General features: G+C 59.4%; 18 protein-coding genes. 13 read left to right on the forward strand and 5 right to left on the reverse strand.

Annotated features, from left to right (window positions below; genetic code table 11):
- The first annotated feature begins 254 nt into the window (after nt 1–254).
- Entirely contained in the window at nt 255–1,547 is a 1,293-nt protein-coding gene (locus tag JOE29_RS18745) for a pectate lyase (RefSeq protein ID WP_210079753.1), read from the forward strand.
- Between the two features lie 83 nt (nt 1,548–1,630).
- Here the strand turns inward: JOE29_RS18745 and JOE29_RS18750 are convergent, their stop codons facing one another.
- A complete protein-coding gene (locus tag JOE29_RS18750; RefSeq protein WP_003421866.1) occupies nt 1,631–3,088 on the reverse strand; it encodes a hypothetical protein in 1,458 nt (485 codons plus the stop codon).
- 332 nt (nt 3,089–3,420) lie between these two features.
- Between JOE29_RS18750 and JOE29_RS18755 the strand changes: the two genes are divergently transcribed.
- Nucleotides 3,421–4,365 (forward strand): bestrophin family ion channel, encoded by a 945-nt coding sequence (locus tag JOE29_RS18755; protein WP_103363051.1) that lies wholly within the window; start codon nt 3,421–3,423, stop codon nt 4,363–4,365.
- Nucleotides 4,366–4,452: 87 nt separating this feature from the next.
- Here the strand turns inward: JOE29_RS18755 and JOE29_RS18760 are convergent, their stop codons facing one another.
- On the reverse strand, nt 4,453–5,370 hold the full coding sequence (locus JOE29_RS18760) for a LysR substrate-binding domain-containing protein (protein WP_003409043.1): 918 nt from the start codon (nt 5,368–5,370) through the stop codon (nt 4,453–4,455).
- A gap of 187 nt (nt 5,371–5,557) precedes the next feature.
- Here JOE29_RS18760 and JOE29_RS18765 point away from each other — a divergent pair, with 187 nt between their 5' ends.
- The 9 genes from JOE29_RS18765 (at nt 5,558) to JOE29_RS18805 (ending at nt 13,612) form a co-directional block, all read left to right on the forward strand.
- The gene (locus JOE29_RS18765) at nt 5,558–6,307 is read left to right on the forward strand and encodes an SDR family NAD(P)-dependent oxidoreductase (RefSeq protein ID WP_003415356.1); all 750 of its coding nucleotides are present in this window, start codon (nt 5,558–5,560) and stop codon (nt 6,305–6,307) included.
- Nucleotides 6,308–6,407: 100 nt separating this feature from the next.
- On the forward strand, nt 6,408–7,709 hold the full coding sequence (locus JOE29_RS18770) for an MFS transporter (protein ID WP_003409041.1): 1,302 nt from the start codon (nt 6,408–6,410) through the stop codon (nt 7,707–7,709).
- 18 nt (nt 7,710–7,727) lie between these two features.
- Complete coding sequence (locus tag JOE29_RS18775; RefSeq protein WP_032658671.1) at nt 7,728–8,576, forward strand: transketolase; 849 nt, start codon at nt 7,728–7,730, stop codon at nt 8,574–8,576.
- Entirely contained in the window at nt 8,573–9,592 is a 1,020-nt protein-coding gene (locus JOE29_RS18780; RefSeq protein ID WP_004418859.1) for a transketolase family protein, read from the forward strand. Before JOE29_RS18775 ends, JOE29_RS18780 begins: the two co-directional genes overlap by 4 nt.
- Before the next feature lie 48 nt (nt 9,593–9,640).
- On the forward strand, nt 9,641–10,594 hold the full coding sequence (locus tag JOE29_RS18785) for an alpha/beta hydrolase (protein WP_210079754.1): 954 nt from the start codon (nt 9,641–9,643) through the stop codon (nt 10,592–10,594).
- 41 nt (nt 10,595–10,635) lie between these two features.
- Nucleotides 10,636–10,923 (forward strand): YceK/YidQ family lipoprotein, encoded by a 288-nt coding sequence (locus JOE29_RS18790; RefSeq protein ID WP_210079755.1) that lies wholly within the window; start codon nt 10,636–10,638, stop codon nt 10,921–10,923.
- Between the two features lie 28 nt (nt 10,924–10,951).
- The gene (locus JOE29_RS18795) at nt 10,952–11,437 is read left to right on the forward strand and encodes an ATP-binding protein (RefSeq protein ID WP_057406387.1); all 486 of its coding nucleotides are present in this window, start codon (nt 10,952–10,954) and stop codon (nt 11,435–11,437) included.
- Nucleotides 11,438–11,641: 204 nt separating this feature from the next.
- The gene (locus tag JOE29_RS18800; RefSeq protein WP_058444525.1) at nt 11,642–13,387 is read left to right on the forward strand and encodes an OPT family oligopeptide transporter; all 1,746 of its coding nucleotides are present in this window, start codon (nt 11,642–11,644) and stop codon (nt 13,385–13,387) included.
- A gap of 63 nt (nt 13,388–13,450) precedes the next feature.
- Nucleotides 13,451–13,612, forward strand: a complete 162-nt coding sequence (locus tag JOE29_RS18805; protein ID WP_099315309.1) for a DUF2986 domain-containing protein — start codon at nt 13,451–13,453, stop codon at nt 13,610–13,612.
- 663 nt (nt 13,613–14,275) lie between these two features.
- Here the strand turns inward: JOE29_RS18805 and JOE29_RS18810 are convergent.
- Nucleotides 14,276–14,902: a glutathione S-transferase gene (locus JOE29_RS18810; RefSeq protein WP_057406390.1), complete on the reverse strand. Its 627-nt coding sequence runs from the start codon at nt 14,900–14,902 to the stop codon at nt 14,276–14,278.
- Nucleotides 14,903–14,998: 96 nt separating this feature from the next.
- The gene (locus tag JOE29_RS18815) at nt 14,999–15,415 is read right to left on the reverse strand and encodes an ester cyclase (protein ID WP_024683254.1); all 417 of its coding nucleotides are present in this window, start codon (nt 15,413–15,415) and stop codon (nt 14,999–15,001) included.
- Nucleotides 15,416–15,794: 379 nt separating this feature from the next.
- Here JOE29_RS18815 and JOE29_RS18820 point away from each other — a divergent pair, with 379 nt between their 5' ends.
- Complete coding sequence (locus JOE29_RS18820) at nt 15,795–17,216, forward strand: sugar porter family MFS transporter (RefSeq protein WP_210079756.1); 1,422 nt, start codon at nt 15,795–15,797, stop codon at nt 17,214–17,216.
- Between the two features lie 48 nt (nt 17,217–17,264).
- Here JOE29_RS18820 and JOE29_RS18825 read toward each other — a convergent pair whose 3' ends face one another.
- Nucleotides 17,265–17,885: a LysE family translocator gene (locus tag JOE29_RS18825; protein WP_003339882.1), complete on the reverse strand. Its 621-nt coding sequence runs from the start codon at nt 17,883–17,885 to the stop codon at nt 17,265–17,267.
- A 170-nt stretch (nt 17,886–18,055) separates the two neighbouring features.
- Between JOE29_RS18825 and JOE29_RS18830 the strand changes: the two genes are divergently transcribed.
- Nucleotides 18,056–18,535 (forward strand): Lrp/AsnC family transcriptional regulator, encoded by a 480-nt coding sequence (locus tag JOE29_RS18830; protein ID WP_011266867.1) that lies wholly within the window; start codon nt 18,056–18,058, stop codon nt 18,533–18,535.
- The last annotated feature ends 2 nt before the right edge of the window (nt 18,536–18,537 follow it).

Here is an 18,537-nt window from a genome sequence, read left to right on the forward strand (position 1 = left end):
GTGCGCACTGAGTCGGAGGGCAAGGCGTTTTGGTTCCTTGGCGCGAGTCGGCCTCTCCAGCCCGGTGCAGCGGAGTCATCGCCAGTCAACGCACACAAACGGGAACCCATCCCCCCGTGCTGCCACTCACTTCGGGCAACGCCAAGGCAGAGTCCTCATCGACCTATAGAACCCGACAAGGACGCGGCGATCAACGCCGGTAACTCCGGAAGACGACGCTGGTTCATATGTCCATCCCATCGAGGTAAAGCACCATGAGCATCGGTATCAACTCCTCCACCTCCTACCAACCCGCTTCAACCCAGCTGGACTTCTCGGCGCTGAGCGGCAAGAGCCCGCAGACCAATACGTTCAGCGAGGAGAGCACTGCACAGGCCGTCGACCCGAGTGCCCTGCTGTTCGACACTGCCAGCCAGAAAGACGTCAGTTTCGGAAAACCCGACAATACGGTTCAAAGCCCCACCGACAGCAGTGCTGCAACTGACCCTCAATCCAATGTCGTCAAGCTGCTCAGCGCGCTCGTCACATCGCTGCTGCAAATGCTCATGAACCTCAATAAAAAACAGGACACGGGTCAGGACGCCAACGAGTGGCAAGACCCGTTTCAAAACAATGGCGGACTCGGTACGCCATCGACCGAAGGCGGTGGCGGTGGTACTGAGGCGGCTTCAGGCGGGGAAGAAGGCGGAGGCGGTACTGAGGCGACTTCAGGCGGTGACGACGGCGGCGGCGGTACAACGGCAGCGACGGGTGGTGGCGATGGTGGCGGTACATCCCCAACCACTGAAGGTGACGGCGGCGGCACGCCTTCGACCGACAACGGAAGCGACAGCGGTGATGGCGTAACACCTCAAGTCACCCCGCAACTGGCCAACCCTGGCCGCAACTCGGGCAACGGCACGGTTTCGGATACAACGGGATCCCTTGAGCAATCAGGCGAAGTCAATGTCGTGAAAGACACCATCAAAGTAGGTGCTGGCCAGGTGTTTGACGGTCACGGTGCAACCTTTACCGCCGACAAGTCGATGGGCACCGGCGACCAGGACGAACATCAGAAGCCCCTGTTCGAACTGGCCGAAGGCGCTGTGCTGAAAAACGTGAACCTGGGTGAGAACGAAGCCGACGGCATCCACGTGAATGCCAAAAATTCGGAGCAAGTCACCATTGATAACGTGCACGCCCAGAACGTCGGTGAAGACATGATCACGGTCAAGGGCGAAGGAGGCGCAAAGGTCACCAATCTGAACATCACTAACAGCAGCGCCAACGGTGCCGATGACAAGGTCATTCAGCTCAATGCCGATACCCACCTGAAAGTCGACGGTTTCAAGGCCACCGATTTCGGCACGCTGGTCCGTACCAATGGTGGCAAGCAGTTTGATGACATGAGTGTCGAGCTCAATGGCGTGGACGCAACCCACGGCAAGTTCGCACTCGTCAAAAGCGACAGTGACGATCTGAAACTGGCCACTGGCGACATCGCCATGACCGACGTCAAACACGCCTATGACAAGACCAAGGCGTCTACCCAGCACACCGAGCTCTGATACGACGCATACATGAGTAACAAGGAAAGGGGCGCATTCCGTGTAGGGCGCCCCTTTCCTTTACTGGCTATGATGGGAAACGCTTATGCGCGTCCTGGCTGGAACGGCACCGCGCTCGGTGAACCCGCTGCAATGCCACCCTCTTCGATGTCCGGCTCACGAGCATTGCGACGACGTAATGTGTCACGCAAGGATGCCCCCGTCGCAGCAATCGCTTCACCACTCGCGTCAATGCCCGCCTTGGCCAGCTTGACAGCCTGGTCAGCGACATAGCTGGTCGAACTCGACGCCGCCGATTTAACCGTATCCTGCAAGAACGACTCGGCTTTTTTTACTGCGGGATCGGTTGCGACCGCTGCGGTGGTCCAGGCCGCAAAAACGCCTGCCGAGCCGGCCATATTGGTCAGTTGGCTGACCGCCGCTTTGGTGGCCGGGTCAGTGATATTTTTGGTCGCCATCTCCTGTAATTTGCCCACGCCGGCAAAGCCGCCTGCCAGGGCCAGCCCGTTTTGCGCAAGACCGGTGGCCGACACCAGGCTTCTCACTGCTTTCAGGCCGTCGGTAGCGACGTCCAGCGGCAGACCCGCCACCCGCTTGCCGGCGTTCAGCGCCGCGCCGGCATAGCTGGCTGACTTGATCGCATTGTAGGCATCGAGCCAGTCGGTTTCTTCACTCAAGTCTGCCTTGGGTTGCTTGTCCTTGATGCCGAGCACGAATGCACCGCCGCGCAAGTGATCACGCGCCTGCACACTGAGCATCCGATTGCCGAACCCCGCGTTGGCCACCAGGCCGCCTGCCGCCGACACGCTGATGTCGACCGCACCCTGCACGGCGGGTCTGGATGCCAATGCTGGCGCCAGTACGGTACGCACCGCATTACGCGCGCTGTAAGTCTGAACGGCAATGCCCAGATCGACCGCCTGACGCATGACACCCGGCGAATGACGCTTCACGGAAGCAGCCATCGCATCATGCAGTTTCTCAGGCGAGGTGCTCAGGTAGTGCAGGTTGCCCGTGGCGCGATTCATGACCGTGGTGCCGACCTGATCCATGATCCCGGACAGCGCTCCGGACACAAATGGCGTCAGGGGTTTGAGCGGCGTCGGCAGCCAGTCGCCCTTGTTGATGGCAGGCTGCATGTATTGCAGCACTGACGCAGCGGCAAACGGCGTGGCGCGCAGCGCGGTCGAAGCGGTGGTTGCCATCCTGTCGAACTTCTCCGCCTTGGCGAAGGTGTCGGCAATGGTGGCAGGCGTTTCGCCCTCGTCCAGCAAACGTCTGGCGCGAGAGTCGATAATGTTGTCGATCTGCTCGTTGTGCGCATGAACGGCGTCTTGGTCAACGGACGACTCACTCAACGGCAGTTTGTGCGCAGCGAACACATGATCTTTCAGGTAATCGGTAATGGAATCCAACATTGTCTGCTCGGCAGGGCTGAGCTCGCGTACGGAACTGGAGGCCAATGATTGCGATGCGGAATAAAAGCGCTCCAGCTCCAGCTCGATGCTGGGCTGCGGACTGCCGGTTCGGTTGATGTGCATTGAAACTCCCTCTCTATTGCGTAAGTTGCGTAGCAACGCGACGAGACGGGTCTGGCCGGACGACTGGCCTGCGAACAGGCACGGCAATGGGGCGTCGGTCCGAGAGTGGTAACAATTGCAAACGTCCGGGAGCCCGTCAGCGAAGAGGACCGACAAGGCTGTGTGGTCGCAAGGGTGCCGGGGGTTCCAGCTGTTGAAATGGTCAAGACAGGCGTAACTGTTTCGCCACCATGGAGAATTAAGCGAGCTTTAAGCCTCGGTCAGTAAGTTTGCAGCGTGGTGTGTTGATTGACCGCGCCAAACCTCTTCCAACCCAGCAAAGGAGTGCCGCAATGCCTGGTCCTTTTGAAAAAAAATGGCGGTGCATCAGCAGAACGGTCACCTACGTTGGCTGGTCACTGTTCTGGCTTCTGCTCTGGGACGTGGCCGTGACCATGGACTTCATGTTGATCCAGGGTGCGGGGATAGATCTCCCACTGATGCCGCTCACGCTGCTTTGCTCGGCATTGATCGTGCTGATCAGTTTTCGCAACACCAGCGCCTACAACCGCTGGTGGGAAGCTCGCACGTTATGGGGCGCGATGGTCAACAGCTCGCGCAGCTATGGCCGCCAGGTACTGACCTTGATTGAAGGCAATGCCAACGAGCGTGGCAACCCGGTGAAAGAGGTATTGTTCAATCGTCACGTGGCTTACCTGCGGGTACTGCGCGCTCATTTGAAAGGCGATGTCAGCACAGCAAAACTCGAAGGGCTGTTACCGGATTCCGAGATTCAGCGCGCAAAGGAGAGCAATAACTTTCCCAATGACATCCTCAATGGTTCGGCGGCCATGATCTCCGAAGAGTTTGCCGGAGGGCGAATCGACAGTATCCGTCTGGCGCGACTGGAGTCGACCATGGTCGAACTGTCCAACTGCCAGGGCGGCATGGAACGTATCGCCAATACGCCGCTGCCTTACCCGTATGTCTATTTCCCCAGACTGTTCAGTACGCTGTTCTGCATCATCATGCCGCTGAGCATGGTGACCACTCTGGGCTGGTTCACCCCGGCGATATCCACGGTGGTCGGCTGCATGCTGCTGGCAATGGACCGCATCGGCACTGACCTGCAAGCTCCGTTCGGCGCCAGCCAGCACCGGATCCGCATGGAAGACCTGTGCAACACCATCGAAAAAAACCTGCGCTCGATGTTTGACGCACCGGCAAGGCAAAGTCTGGTGATTGACGCGCAAGACCAGCAGGGCAGCGCCTGGCAACCGCATCGGCTGGTGGTTTAGAAGCGCTTGACTGGCGTGCCTATATTCCACGCTGGCACGCCATCCGGGATATTGAGCATCACATTGCCAGACCACAGGCAGCACGGTTCAAAACACAAATCCCTGCCCCAGTTCGCCTTCCATCCATTCAAGAAATCGCCTGACTCTGGGGAAGCTCGAGTGCGCCTTGGGGAATACCAGATGGTGCGCGGCGACCGGTGCAGTCAGGGCTTGAGGGGCAACTTCGATCAGCTCGCCCGTGGCCAGGTACTTTTGCGCCAGCAGCGTACTTTCCAGCGCGAACCCCAGCCCGTGGCTGGCCGCTTCGAGTGTCATGTATGAGCGGTCGAAACTCAGCGCGTAGGGTTTTTCCGGGCGAGCCAGGCCATGCCGGGCAAACCATTCAGGCCATTTCAGCAGTGTGGCCTCGGACAGAATCAATTCGCGGTCGAGCAAGCCAGCGGCGCTCTCCACCGGACGGCGCGCCAATAATTGCGGAGACGCCAGCACAGCGAACTTCTCGTCACGCAAGGTGCGCACTTCATAACTCGGCCAGTTCGGCCTGCCATGCCGGATATCCACGTCGATTTTGTCCCTGCTGAAATGCAGCGACTCGTAAGAACACGACAGGTTGATCTGAATGTCCGGGTGGCTTACCCGAAAGGCTTCCAGCCTCGGCATCAGCCACAGCAGCCCGAAACTGGGCGCAGAATGCAGACGCAGGCAATCGAGGCTGACATCGCTGGCGGCACGCTCGGTGGCGACGGCGAGGCTGTGCAGCACTCCAGAGACATCTTTCAGATACTGCTCACCCACCGGCGTAAGGGTCACACCACGGGCGGCCCGAACGAACAGCTGGCGACCAATCAAGGCCTCCAGACGAGCCAGTTGGTGGCTGACTGCCGACGGCGTCAGGTCCAGCACTTCGGCGGCTCTGGCCAGATTGCCAAAACGCGCCGTCTGCTCGAAGGCCTGAAGCGCTTTCAGCGGTGGCAGGCTCAGAGGTGCCTCGTCATCAGGCCGCATGGATGCTCCGCTGTGTCCGATTATTTGAATTTCGTTCATTCAACCACTCACCTGCCGAATTGACGAGAGGTGAATTTTTTTCAGCATCCAGTGATTTTTGCGGCATTGCTCAGGGCCGGCACCGGGAACACTCTGAAGTCATCGATCACCCGAATCGAACCCATAACAATAATCAGAGGTAACCCTCATGCTTCTTCAAGGCAAAATTGCAGTGATCACCGGTGCGGCATCGGCGCGCGGTATCGGTCGCGCAACCGCGATCACCTTCGCCAACCATGGCGCACGTGTGGTGATCATCGATCTCGACGAGTCCGCAGCACGCGATGCCGCCGCCGCACTGGGCGAAGGTCATCTGGGCCTGGCAGCCAACGTCGCCGACGAACACCAGGTTCACGAGGCCGTCAGCAAAATCATCGCGCACTACGGTCGCATTGACATCCTGGTGAATAACGCCGGTATCACACAGCCCATCAAGACCCTGGACATCCGCCCTTCTGATTACGACAAGGTACTCGACGTCAGCCTGCGCGGCACCTTGCTCATGTCGCAAGCGGTGATCCCGACCATGCGTGCCCAGTCCTCGGGCAGTATCGTGTGTATGTCTTCGGTTTCCGCCCAGCGCGGCGGCGGCATTTTCGGCGGGCCTCATTACAGCGCCGCGAAAGCCGGCGTGCTGGGACTTGGCAAGGCAATGGCGCGGGAATTCGGACCCGATCAGGTACGTGTCAACTCCATCGCCCCCGGCCTGATCCATACCGATATCACCGGCGGCCTGATGCAGGACGAGCGACGTCACGCGATCATCGATGGCATCCCGCTGGGTCGTCTGGGCGCGGCGCAGGACGTGGCCAATGCTGCGCTGTTTCTGGCCAGCGACCTGTCGTCCTACCTCACCGGTATAACGCTGGATGTGAACGGCGGCATGCTGATTCACTGACCGCGAGTGGACGGGCTGGCAAACAGCCTGTGTTTGTTCTGGATCGACGATACGCCAGGCGGTTGCCTGGCGATCTATAAAAACAAGAGATCAGACCATCATGATAACCACCATGACCCTCGACGCGGTGTCGACCACGCGCGCCAATGCCTACCGCAAGACCGCCTGGCGACTGATGCCGTTCCTGATGCTGTGCTACCTGTGCGCGTACCTGGACCGGGTCAATGTCGGCTTCGCCAAGCTGCAGATGATGAACGACCTGGCCTTCAGCGAAACCGTCTACGGGCTGGGTGCAGGCATGTTTTTCATCGGCTATTTCCTCTGTGAGGTGCCCAGCAACCTGATCCTTCACAGGGTCGGTGCCAGACGCTGGATCGCCCGCATCATGATCTCCTGGGGGATTATTTCCGCGCTCTTCGCCTTTGTCGAAACTGCCTGGCAGTTCTACGCCCTGCGCTTTCTGCTCGGGGTGGCGGAAGCCGGTCTGGCACCCGGCCTGCTGCTGTACCTGACGTACTGGTTCCCCTCTTATCGCCGCGCGCGCATGACCGTGCTGTGGTTCATCGCCATCCCGCTGTCGGGGATGATCGGCGGCCCGCTGTCGGGCTACATCATGACCCGCTTCGCAGGCGTTCATGGCTGGGCCGGCTGGCAATGGATGTTCGTCCTCGAAGCGATCCCGACGGTGATCGTCGGCTTGCTGGTACTCAGCTATCTGAAGGATGGCGTGCATCAGGCGACATGGTTGTCCGCTGAAGAAAAGGAACTGGTCAACAAAGAGCTGCAAGAGGACAACAGCCAGAAAGTGGTACACGCGTCGGTAGGCGCCTTCATTCGCGACAAGCGTCTATGGCTGCTGGCGTGCATCTACTTCTGCGTGGTGATGGGCCAGTACGCGATCACCTTCTGGCTGCCGACGCTGATTCGCAATGCAGGCGTTTCCGACCCGCTGCATATCGGTCTGATGACCAGCCTTCCCTACCTGTGCGCAATCGTCGTGATGCTGTTGATGGGGCGCAGCGGCGACAAGCATCGAGAACGCCGCTGGCACCTGGTCGGCCCGATGATCGCAGGCGCGCTCGGGCTGAGTCTGGCGGCGCTGTTCGGCGGCAATCTGCTGCTGTCGGTGCTCAGCCTGTGCCTCGCCGCAGCGGGCATTCTCTCGGCATCATCAATGTTCTGGATGCTGCCCACCACCCTGCTGGGCGGGGTATCGGCGGCCGCCGGGATCGCCGGAATCAACAGCTTCGCCAATCTCGCGGGCTTCTGTTCGCCCTATCTGATCGGCTGGATCACCACCACAACCGGCTCAAGCGCCATCGGTATGTACCTGATTACCGGCGTGCTGTTCATCGGCGCGTATCTGGTACTGCGCATCCCTGCCGCCTCGGTCAATCGTTGAGTCAACGGAGTAATCACCATGACAGCCACTACTTTATCTGCGCCTTCTACCTCGCTGGCGCAGCGCGCTCATAACATTCGCCGGCACGCATTACGCATGGGCCAGGTTCAGGGCCAGGGTTATGTCGGACAGGCGCTGGGCGCTGCGGACCTGCTCGCCGTGTCCTATTTTCACGCGCTGAACTATCGCCCTGAAGACCCTGAATGGGAACAGCGCGACCGCTTTTATCTGTCGATCGGCCACTACGCCATTGCGCTGTACGCGGCATTGATCGAGGCGGAAATCATTCCGTTCGATGAGCTGGAAACCTACGGCTCGGACGACAGCAGATTGCCCATGTCCGGCATGGCCACCTACACCCCCGGCATGGAAATCACCGGTGGCTCACTGGGTCATGGGCTGGGCATTGCGGTGGGGGCCTGCCTGGGCTTGAAGCGCAAGAACTCCAGTGCCTTCGTCTACAACCTGCTGTCGGACGGCGAGCTGAACGAAGGCTCCACCTGGGAAGCGGCGATGTCCGCCTCGCACTGGAAGCTGGACAACCTGATCGCGATCATCGATGTGAACAACCAGCAGGCCGATGGCCACTCCAGTGAAGTACTGGCGTTCGAACCCATTGTCGATCGCTGGCAGGCGTTTGGCTGGTTTACCCAACGGGTCGACGGTAACGATCTGGACGCGCTCGTCGCAGCTTTCGACAACGCGCGCCAGCACGCCGGTACGCAGCCCAGGGTCATCATCTGCGACACAAAAATGGGCAAGGGTGTGGCGTTTCTGGAAACCCGCGAAAAGACCCACTTCATCCGCGTGGATGAGCATGAATGGGACGTCGCACTGAATAACCTCGACGAGGGGAAAACCGTATGAGCTCTGCCAATCACACACCGGCTCCGTCCGGCACCACGAAGAAAAAACTGACCACCTCGGCGATGATCGCGTCCATTGCGTCCGAGGGTCAGGCCACTCGACCGGCTCCGTTCGGCCATGCATTGGCGGCGCTCGCTGAGCAACGTCAGGACATCGTCGGACTGTCGGCTGACCTGTCGAAATACACAGACCTGCACATCTTCGCCAAGGCGCATCCCGAACGTTTCTATCAAATGGGCATGGCCGAACAGTTGCTGATGAGCGCAGCGGCCGGCATGGCCAGGGAGGGTTTTGTACCGTTTGCGACCACTTATGCGGTATTCGCCTCCCGACGCGCGTATGACTTCATTTGTATGGCGATTGCCGAAGACAACCTCAATGTCAAAATCGTCTGCGGCCTGCCGGGCCTGACCACCGGTTACGGTCCCAGCCATCAGGCCACCGACGACCTGGCGATTTTTCGCGCCATGCCCAATCTGATGATCGTCGATCCCTGTGATGCACTGGAAATCGAACAGGCGGTTCCCGCGATCGCAGCGCATCAAGGCCCGGTTTACATGCGCCTGCTGCGCGGTAACGTGCCCTTGGTGCTGGACGAGTACGGCTACACGTTCGAGATAGGCAAAGCCAAGACACTGCGCACTGGCAACGACGTGCTGATCATTGCCACCGGCCTGATGACCATGCGTGCACTGGAAGCTGCCAAGCAGCTGCAGGCTGACGGTATCGACGTGGCAGTGCTGCACGTCCCCACCATCAAACCGCTGGACGAGCAGACCATACTCGCTGAAGCCAGAAAACCGGGCCGGCTGGTGGTGACGGCCGAAAACCATTCGGTCATTGGCGGGCTGGGCGAGGCAGTGGCGACGGTGCTGCTGCGCAATGGCGTGACGCCCACGTTCAGGCAGATCGCCCTGCCAGACGCTTTTCTCGACGCTGGCGCGCTGCCTACACTGCATGACCGTTATGGCATTTCCACGCCCGCCGTCTGTACGCAAATCAAGGCGTGGCTTTAAGCACTGGCAGGCGCAGGGGCTGATCTCCCTGCGCCTCGGGAGCACGTATTGAACGCCAATGAATTACTGGACCCGGCCTATCGTTGGTTCATGGACGAGCCGTCGAGCAACTGGACGCTGCACACCCTTGCCGACATCAGGGCTCGCGTCAGCGCCACCTGGGCCACCGCCGCCACAGCGCGCGGCGAGCAACACTGGACCTCCTCCGATTCGGACAATGGCATCAGGCTATGTCTTTATCGCCCGGACCTTTCACACCCTCACACTGACCTCCCGGTCATTTTGTATATCCATGGCGGCGGCTTTGTACTGGGCAGCCCGGAGATGGCCGATGATGACCTGGCCAAGCTGGCCGTCGAGCTCCAGGCAATCATCATTGCCGTCGATTACCGGCTTGCCCCCGAGCATCCGTTCCCGATCCCGCTGGAGGACTGTTACGCAGCGCTGGAATGGATATTCTGCAACGGAGCGGCGCAGGGCATGAACACCAGCAATCTGGTGATCATGGGCCACAGCGCCGGCGGCGGGCTTGCTGCCGCGCTCGCCCTGCTGGCAAGAGACAGAGGTCTGCGGACCATCGCCGGCCTGGTGCTGATCTACCCGATGCTGGATCACCGCACAGGCACACCCGACGCTCCGCCAGCCAACCCGACTACCGGCACTTTCAGCTGGTCGCGTCAGGCCAATCATTTTTGCTGGGAATGCCTGCGCGGTGCCTACGCAGTGGACGATGATCGCAAGGCCCTGTTCTCCCCCGCACTGGCCACCGACCTGAGCGATCTACCGCCCACTTTCATCTGCGTCGGCGCACTCGATCTGTTTCTGGAAGAGGACCTGTCATTCGGGCTGGCCCTGTCGCGCTCGGGGGTGCCTGTGGAATTGCATGTCTACCCAGGCGTGCCGCATATGTTCGATCAGTTGCCAGGCGAGCAGACCGCGCAGGCTGCGCAAGATATGGCCCGGGCCGTGCGCAGGATGATCGCCGCCGGGTTATGCGACTAGAATGACGCGCATGTTGCATCAACTCGGAAACAAAGGAATGTATGTTCAAACAATGCCTGTTACTCGCTACGGCCATCTCACTGAGCGGCTGTTGGAGCCTGATGTATCACCTCGATGGTGAGCGTTGCGTCTATCCCGGCACACGACACGGCTGGACATGGGGTACTAAAGATGTGACATCGACCTGGCCATGGCTGATAGACGTGCCGTTCTCTCTGGCGCTGGATACGCTGTTTTTGCCCTACGACCTCACCGCTTTCCTGCCGGAAAACCTTGGCGGTGATGATCGCGAGTGCCATTTCAATGATGGGCTGAATGTGCTTGGTTGACAGGCACCCATAGAGTAAGGACACGTTGATGCTCGCCACCAGACTTCACCTCCTGTGCGGCAAGATCGCATCCGGTAAATCGACACTGGCAAAATCAATCGCGACCGAACATTCAGCGATCCTGCTGAGTGAAGATCAATGGCTCTCTCGGCTCTACCCTGACGAGATCACATCAGTGGCGGACTACGTGCGCCTGGCCCATCGGATTCGCGACATCATCGGCCCTCTGGTTATCGACATGCTGAATTCGGGCATGTGCGTGGTTCTGGATTTCCCTGCCAATACGCTCGCCGACCGCCAGTGGCTTCGCAGCCTGGCTGATGACGCGCAGGTCAAGCATCGACTGCACTATCTTGATGTGGAGGACGATATTTGCCTTGCCAGACTGCATGCCCGCAACGAAAGAGCCGAGCATGACTTTGCGGCTACAGATGCGCAGTTCAGGCTGATCACAGGCCACTTCCAGATTCCGCACACTGACGAGGGGCTGGATATTCTGGTTCACCGCCTGTGATTCATCAGAGAGCGCGTGACGACGTCCTTTCAACAGCCTGATTTCTGAGGTTCCTGCAACAGGCACCCTGCGTAACCGGTCGGCGAAAACCGGAGCAAACGGATGCCTTAACGCCACTACCCAACGATGCCTGCTATATGAACCTTCAGCCGATATGGCGCTCACTTTATAGGTTGCCTTGTCTCATTGCCGAAAGGAATTCGCATGCTTTCGACCTCACCATCGACCCCTCTTGCCAGCCCTGTCGAGCGTGAGCTCAGTCTACGCGCGGTGATTACCGGGGTTGTGCTCGGTATCCTGTTGACGCCTTCCAATGTGTACGCCGGGTTGAAGATCGGCTGGTCGTTCAACATGTCGATCATTGCGCTGTTGATCGGTTATGCGATCTGGCAAGGGCTGTCAAAGCGCTCGTCCGCGCAGCTGCCGTGGACGCTGCATGAGAGCAACATCAATCAGACGGTCGCCTCCGCCGCTGCGTCGATCATTTCCGGCGGGCTGGTCGCGCCGATTCCGGCTTATACCTTGCTGACCGGCCAGCAACTGGATGCCATCCCGATGATCGCCTGGGTCTTCTCGGTGAGCTTTCTGGGGATCTGGATTGCCTGGTATTTGCGGCCGTCACTGCTCAATGACACATCGCTGAAATTTCCCGAGGGCATGGCCACTCTGGAAACCCTCCTGCACATCTACAATCATGGCCGTGAAGCTGCGACGCGCCTCAAGGTGCTGCTCAGTACTGCGTTGCTGTCGGCGCTGGCCAAGTGGGTCGACACGTTCGTGTGGGCGTTCCCGCGCTGGTCGCCGAGCGCTCAGTTGGAGCGCCTGACCTTTACCGCTGACCCTTCGCTGCTGCTGGTGGGGTTCGGGGCGATTATCGGTATTCGCGTCGGCTTGACCCTGCTGATCGGAGCCTTGCTAGCCTGGGGTGGCCTGGCGCCGTGGCTGCTGGAACAGGGGCTGGTGACGCTACCGGCCGACAGCAGCGGCCCGCAGTTCGCCGCGCTGGTGGAATGGTTGCTGTGGCCGGGCGTTAGCCTGATGGTCTGTTCGACGCTGGCCTCATTGGCCATCCGCCTGTGGACACTGCACGCTTCTACCAAAGCCAGCGGCGGAACACCCTGGTCAATGCCCAAGCCCGGGCCGGCCGCCGGTTTTGCGCTGGCGATCCTGCTGGTCGTCAGCCTGCAGGCGCTGTTGTTCGGTATCAACCTGTGGATGGCCCTGCTGACCATTCCTCTGGCGATCTGCCTGGCAGCCGTGGCGGCGCGCGTGGTCGGTGCCACGGGTATTCCGCCCATCGGCGCAATCGGGCAGTTATCGCAACTGAGCTTCGGCATCGTCGCGCCGGGTCAGGTGCCGATCAACCTGATGAGCGCCAACACGGCCGGCGGTTCAGCCGGGCAATGCACCGATTTGATGAACGACTTCAAGGTAGGCCGGGCGATTGGCGCCACGCCGCGCAAACAGTTGATTGCCCAGACCCTGGGGATTTTCGTCGGCAGTATCGTCGGGGTCCTTGCCTATATGGCGCTGATCCCGGACCCGCAATCGATGCTGCTCACCGAAGAGTGGCCAGCCCCGGCAGTGGCGACCTGGAAAGCGGTGGCGCAGACGCTGACGCACGGTCTGGACTCGCTGTCGGCGAGCATCCGCTGGGCAATTTTCATCGGTGGTCTGGCCGGTTTGCTGCTGGGCATCCTCGACAGCACACTGCCCGCGCACCGCGCCCGGTACCTGCCCAGCGCCGCAGCACTGGGCCTGGCCTTCGTACTGCCCGCCTCGGTGTCGTTGATGATGGCGCTCGGAGCAGTGCTCACCTGGCTGGTGAACTGTCGCTGGCCATCGCTTACCGAACGCTTCGCCATCACCGCAGCGGCTGGCCTGATTGCCGGCGAGAGCATTACCGGCGTCGGTGCGTCGTTGTGGCAGATGGTTCAGAACGGCGGGTAGTCGCATGCATGGCGCGACAGGCAAACTGCTATGATTCGCGCCTGTGCAAGCGAGTTGAAGAACATGAATCGTCGCAAGAAAATCCAGCAGTTGCTGAAAGCCCATGCCAAAAAGGCCAACGCCAAACTGGCCCCGCAGAGCAAGGAAAAATACATCAGTAAGGCCGACCGCGTGAAGCTGGCGGCCGAAGCGGATCAGGACTCAAACAGCCCGTCTGAAGGCTGACCCACCACGTAAGCGCCATCGTGCGACGCAGAGCGTCGGGAACTGCATCCACACACTGGAGCGTGCGGAACGATAACCTCAACTATCGTGCGGCGCTCCGCGTCGTATGCCTTTCCGGACGCTCTGCGTCCTCTTGCGACGCAGAGCGTCGAGAACTGCATTCCCACGCTGGAGCGTGCGGAACGATCATCTCAACTATCGTGCGACGCTCTGCGTCGTATGCCTTTCCGGACGCTCTGCGTCCTCTTGCGACACAGAGCGTCGGGAACTGCATTCCCACACCAGAGCGTAGGGAACGATCATCTCAATTATCGTGCGGCGCTCCGCGTCTTATGCCTTTCCGGACGCTCTGCGTCCTCTTGCGACGCAGAGCGTCGAGAACTGCATTCCCACGCTGGAGCGTTCGGAACGATCATCTCAACTATCGTGCGACGCTCTGCGTCGTATGCCTTTCCGGACGCTCTGCGTCCTCTTGCGACGCAGAGCGTCGAGAACTGCATTCCCACGCTGGAGCGTAGGGAACGATCATCTCAACTATCGTGCGACGCTCTGCGTCGTATGCCTTTCCGGACGCTCTGCGTCCTCTTGCGACGCAGAGCGTCGGGAACTGCATTGCCACGCTGGAGCGTGAGGAAGGATCAGCCCGAATATCAGGCACCGCGGTTACTTGGCGAAAGAATATTCCCCGCCCTGCTCCAAAGCCCTGCGGTACGCAGGTCTGCCCTGCAGTCTTTCAACCCACGCGGTCACGTTCGGGTACGGCTGCAGCATTGCCTGGGCCTTGGCGAACTCGCCGATGAAGCTCATCTGAATGTCCGCACCACTTAGCTCGTCGCCAAGCAGATACGGAGTCAGCCCCAAGGCCTCGTTCAGATAGCCCAGGTAGTTGGCCAGTTCCGACTGGATACGCGGATGCAGTGGCGCACCTGCGTCCCCCAGACGCCCAACGTACAGGTTGAGCATCAGCGGCAGAATCGCCGAGCCTTCCGCGAAGTGCAGCCATTGCACGTATTCGTCGTAGGTTGCGCTGGCAGGGTCCGGCTGCAGACGACCGTCGCCATGGCGGCGAATCAGGTAGTCGACAATGGCACCGGACTCGATGACCACATGCGGGCCATCTTCGATGACAGGTGATTTGCCCAGCGGATGCACCGCCTTGAGCTCGGGTGGCGCAAGGTTGGTTTTCGGGTCGCGTTGATAACGTTTGATTTCGTAGGGCAGGTCGAGCTCTTCGAGCAGCCACAGAATACGCTGCGAACGTGAGTTGTTCAGGTGATGGACAGTGATCATGTCGGGCTCCGCCGGGTGAGAGTGTCTAAAAAAGACTGCGCTACCACCCCGGAGTGCCCTGAAATGATTTTACTTCGATGAACGTAGTGGAATCGTTCAGGTAGCTCTATCACTCGAAACGCTCGCCGCTTCGCCACGAAGCTCGCGCTCCACTGCCGCTTTATCAATGATCGACCAGACGCCGACGATCTTGCCGTCGTCAAAGGTGTAGAACACGTTTTCGCTGAAGGCAATGCGCTTGCCAAGCGCCTCCAGCCCGAGAAAACGGCCTTGCGGAGAGCAGTTGAAGAGCAGACGGGCGGCAACCTGTGGTGCTTCGACCACCAGCAGGTCGATATTGAAACGCAGGTCGGGGATGATCCTGACGTCATTTTCCAGCATCGCCCGGTAACCGGCCAGACTGATCCGCTCGCCGTTGTAGTGCACGCCGTCGTCGACGAAATTGCCCAAGTCCTGCCAGCGACGGTCATTGAGGCAGGCGATGTAGGCACGGTACTGCTCAGCCAGGTTCATATGGCGCCCTCCTTTTCAAAAGATACCGACGCAGCCTCGTTGAAAAGGCTGCGAACAATTGCGGCCTTACTGTAGCGCTTATGAGCGGCGCAGAGAGTGAGTAATGACAGCAGCGTATGTGCCAGATAAAAACGGCTTGTAAATCAATGAAAAGCCTCTTTTACCAGTCAAAAAAACTGAATTTCATTGACAGCAAAAGGGGAAAACAGGGGCGTTATGACAAGCAAAAGTTAATCGTTTCAGCAGTCTGACGCTCAAGGCTTTCGCCAGGAAAACAATCCTGAGCGGGTTTGTAGGGAACTAGCACGGCCGACACCGCCCTAAGCGTGACATCCACGTACTGGCGCAACGCTGGTTTCAAGCCAAGGACTTCAGATTCATGTCTTCTAGTAGCACCTCAGCAGCGGCGGGTCAGCAAGGCCGGCAACGCGCTGCATCGAATCGACTCATCTTTATCTCTGTGCTTGTGGCGACCATGGGCGCACTGGCGTTCGGGTATGACACTGGCATCATCGCCGGAGCCCTGCCGTTCATGACCCTGCCCGCCGATCAGGGAGGCCTGGGTCTGGATGCGTACAGCGAAGGGATGGTCACCGCGTCACTGATTGTCGGCGCCGCGTTCGGCTCGCTTGCCAGCGGCTATATCTCCGACCGCTTCGGACGCCGCCTCACATTACGCCTGCTGTCAATGCTGTTTATCGCCGGCGCACTGGGCACCGCCATTGCGCCGTCGATTCCGTTCATGATTGCAGCGCGCTTCGTGCTGGGTATCGCAGTGGGCGGCGGCTCTGCCACAGTGCCGGTGTTCATCGCCGAGATCGCAGGCCCGTCAAGGCGTGCGCGGCTGGTCAGCCGTAACGAATTGATGATCGTCAGCGGCCAGTTACTCGCCTATGTGCTGAGTGCGGTCATGGCGGCCTTGCTGCATACACCGGGGATCTGGCGTTACATGCTGGCCGTCGCCATGGTGCCAGGCGTGTTGCTGCTGGTCGGTACGTTCTTCGTACCTGCGTCGCCGCGCTGGCTGGCCTCCAAAGGGCGTTTCGACGAAGCGCAGGATGTGCTGGAGCAACTGCGCCCCAGCACACAGGACGCGCAGCGTGAAATCGACGAGATGAAAGCGCAGGACGAAGAAGCTCGCCATCGTCCCAAAGCAAGAGAATTGCTGCGTCAGCGCTGGGTCATCAAGTTGCTGCTGATCGGCGTAGGTCTGGGCTTTACCGCGCAGTTCACCGGGGTGAACGCGTTCATGTACTACACGCCGATCATTCTCAAGAACACCGGGATGGGCACCAACGCTGCGTTGACTGCGACAATAGGCAACGGCGTGGTGTCAGTCATCGCGACCTTGCTGGGCATCTGGGCCATCGGCCGTTACGGGCGTCGGCATTTGCTGATGACCGGTCTGGTCATCGTCATTCTGATGCAGGCAGCGCTCGGTTGCGTGTTGCAGTTCATGCCGCAGAACATGACCCAGAGCTACACCGCCCTCGCCTGCATTCTGGTGTTTCTGCTGTTCATGCAGATGTGCATCTCGCCGGTCTACTGGCTGCTGATGTCAGAACTGTTCCCCATGCAGGTGCGCGGCTTGCTGACCGGCACAGCGGTATCGATGCAGTGGTTGTTCAACGCATCGGTAGCGTTCACATTCCCGATTGCAGTCGATACCATCGGTAACCCGACGTTCTTCATCTTCGCCGCCATCAACATTGGCTCGTTGATTTTCGTGTTCCTGTGCCTGCCGGAAACCAAGGGCAAGTCGCTGGAGCAGATCGAAAAGCATTTGAAGAAGGAGCTGTAACGGCGACCGGATGAGGTCGTCAACGGCCTCATCCACCCTCCAGGCAGATCAGCGCACCAGCATCGAAGCTGCCGCCGCTACCATGATTGCCGCCGCACCACGAAACAGTTTTCTTTGCGCACTCTCACTCGACAGCAAATGTCGAATGCGCAAGGCGGCAAATATGAACACGGCCCCGACCGCCAGCAGTACCAGCACCGTCAGCGGCACCAGAACCAGCCCCCACGTCTGCAAAGAGACCGTTTCAAGATTGATGACCAACGGCAAAAGCGCCAGATAAAAGGCAATGGTCTTGGGGTTGCCCAAGGTAATGGTCAGTCCGGACGCGGCCGCGGACAGCAACTCTTTTTTCTTCGCTGATTTTCCGATTTCGATGGCTTGATGATCTGCGAACCAGAACTGCCAGGCCAGATAGCACAGATAAATCGCCGCCCCCCATCGCACTACCTGAAACAACGCATTGAAGTGTTCGGCAATCATGGCAAGACCAAATACCGCAAATGAAAGATAGGTCAGGTCACCGAGGATCAGCCCGGACAGCAGGCAGAAGCCTGACACCGCCCCGCCGCTGACACTCCGTGCGACCAGCGCTGCCATACCGGGGCCAGGAATGGCGGCGGCAATACCCAACGCTGCCGAATACGTAAGAACCTGAGTCAGATCAAGCATGTTGCACTCCTTGAGACTTGACGCTGATTGAAGAGCTTGCCTGAGATCCAGCAGGCAAACCCCTGTCGAAAAATATTACGTGTTTCAACGCGGAAAGAATTATCTGTTCTTACTGGCTGGGCGGCTAAAACCGGTATAAATTTCCTGCAACATGAGGAGTAACGGTATTTATGACCCAGCCGACATTAAGCCCGATAGATGTAAGGATCCTCACGGCGCTGCAGCAGGATGGCCGTATCACCAATCAGACCCTGGCCGACCAGATCGGCATGTCTGCCTCGCCCTGCTGGCGACGGGTCAGGCAACTGGAAGAACATCGCTATATCCAGGGTTACAGAGCCGTACTGGACCGCCGCAAGATAGGGCTGGGCGTCATGGTGTTCATTCGTATCAGCATCGACAGTCATAGTGAGGCCGAGGCCAGAAAGTTCGAGAAGGAAGTCATGCAGCTGGAAGATGTCGTGGCGTGCTACAGCATCGGTGGCGATGCGGACTTTCTGCTTCAGGTCGTAGCGCCCGATCTGGATTCCTTTGCTGACTTCGCCATGACCGTGGTCAGACGATTACCCGGCATCAAGGAAATGCAGAGCATGTTCGTCCTCAAGGAAATAAAACCGTTCGTCTCGTTCCCGGTAAAGCAGCCCGCATAGCA

This window comes from Pseudomonas sp. PvP009, from assembly GCF_017832995.1.
In the GTDB taxonomy this organism is placed as follows: Bacteria; Pseudomonadota; Gammaproteobacteria; order Pseudomonadales; family Pseudomonadaceae; genus Aquipseudomonas; species Aquipseudomonas syringae.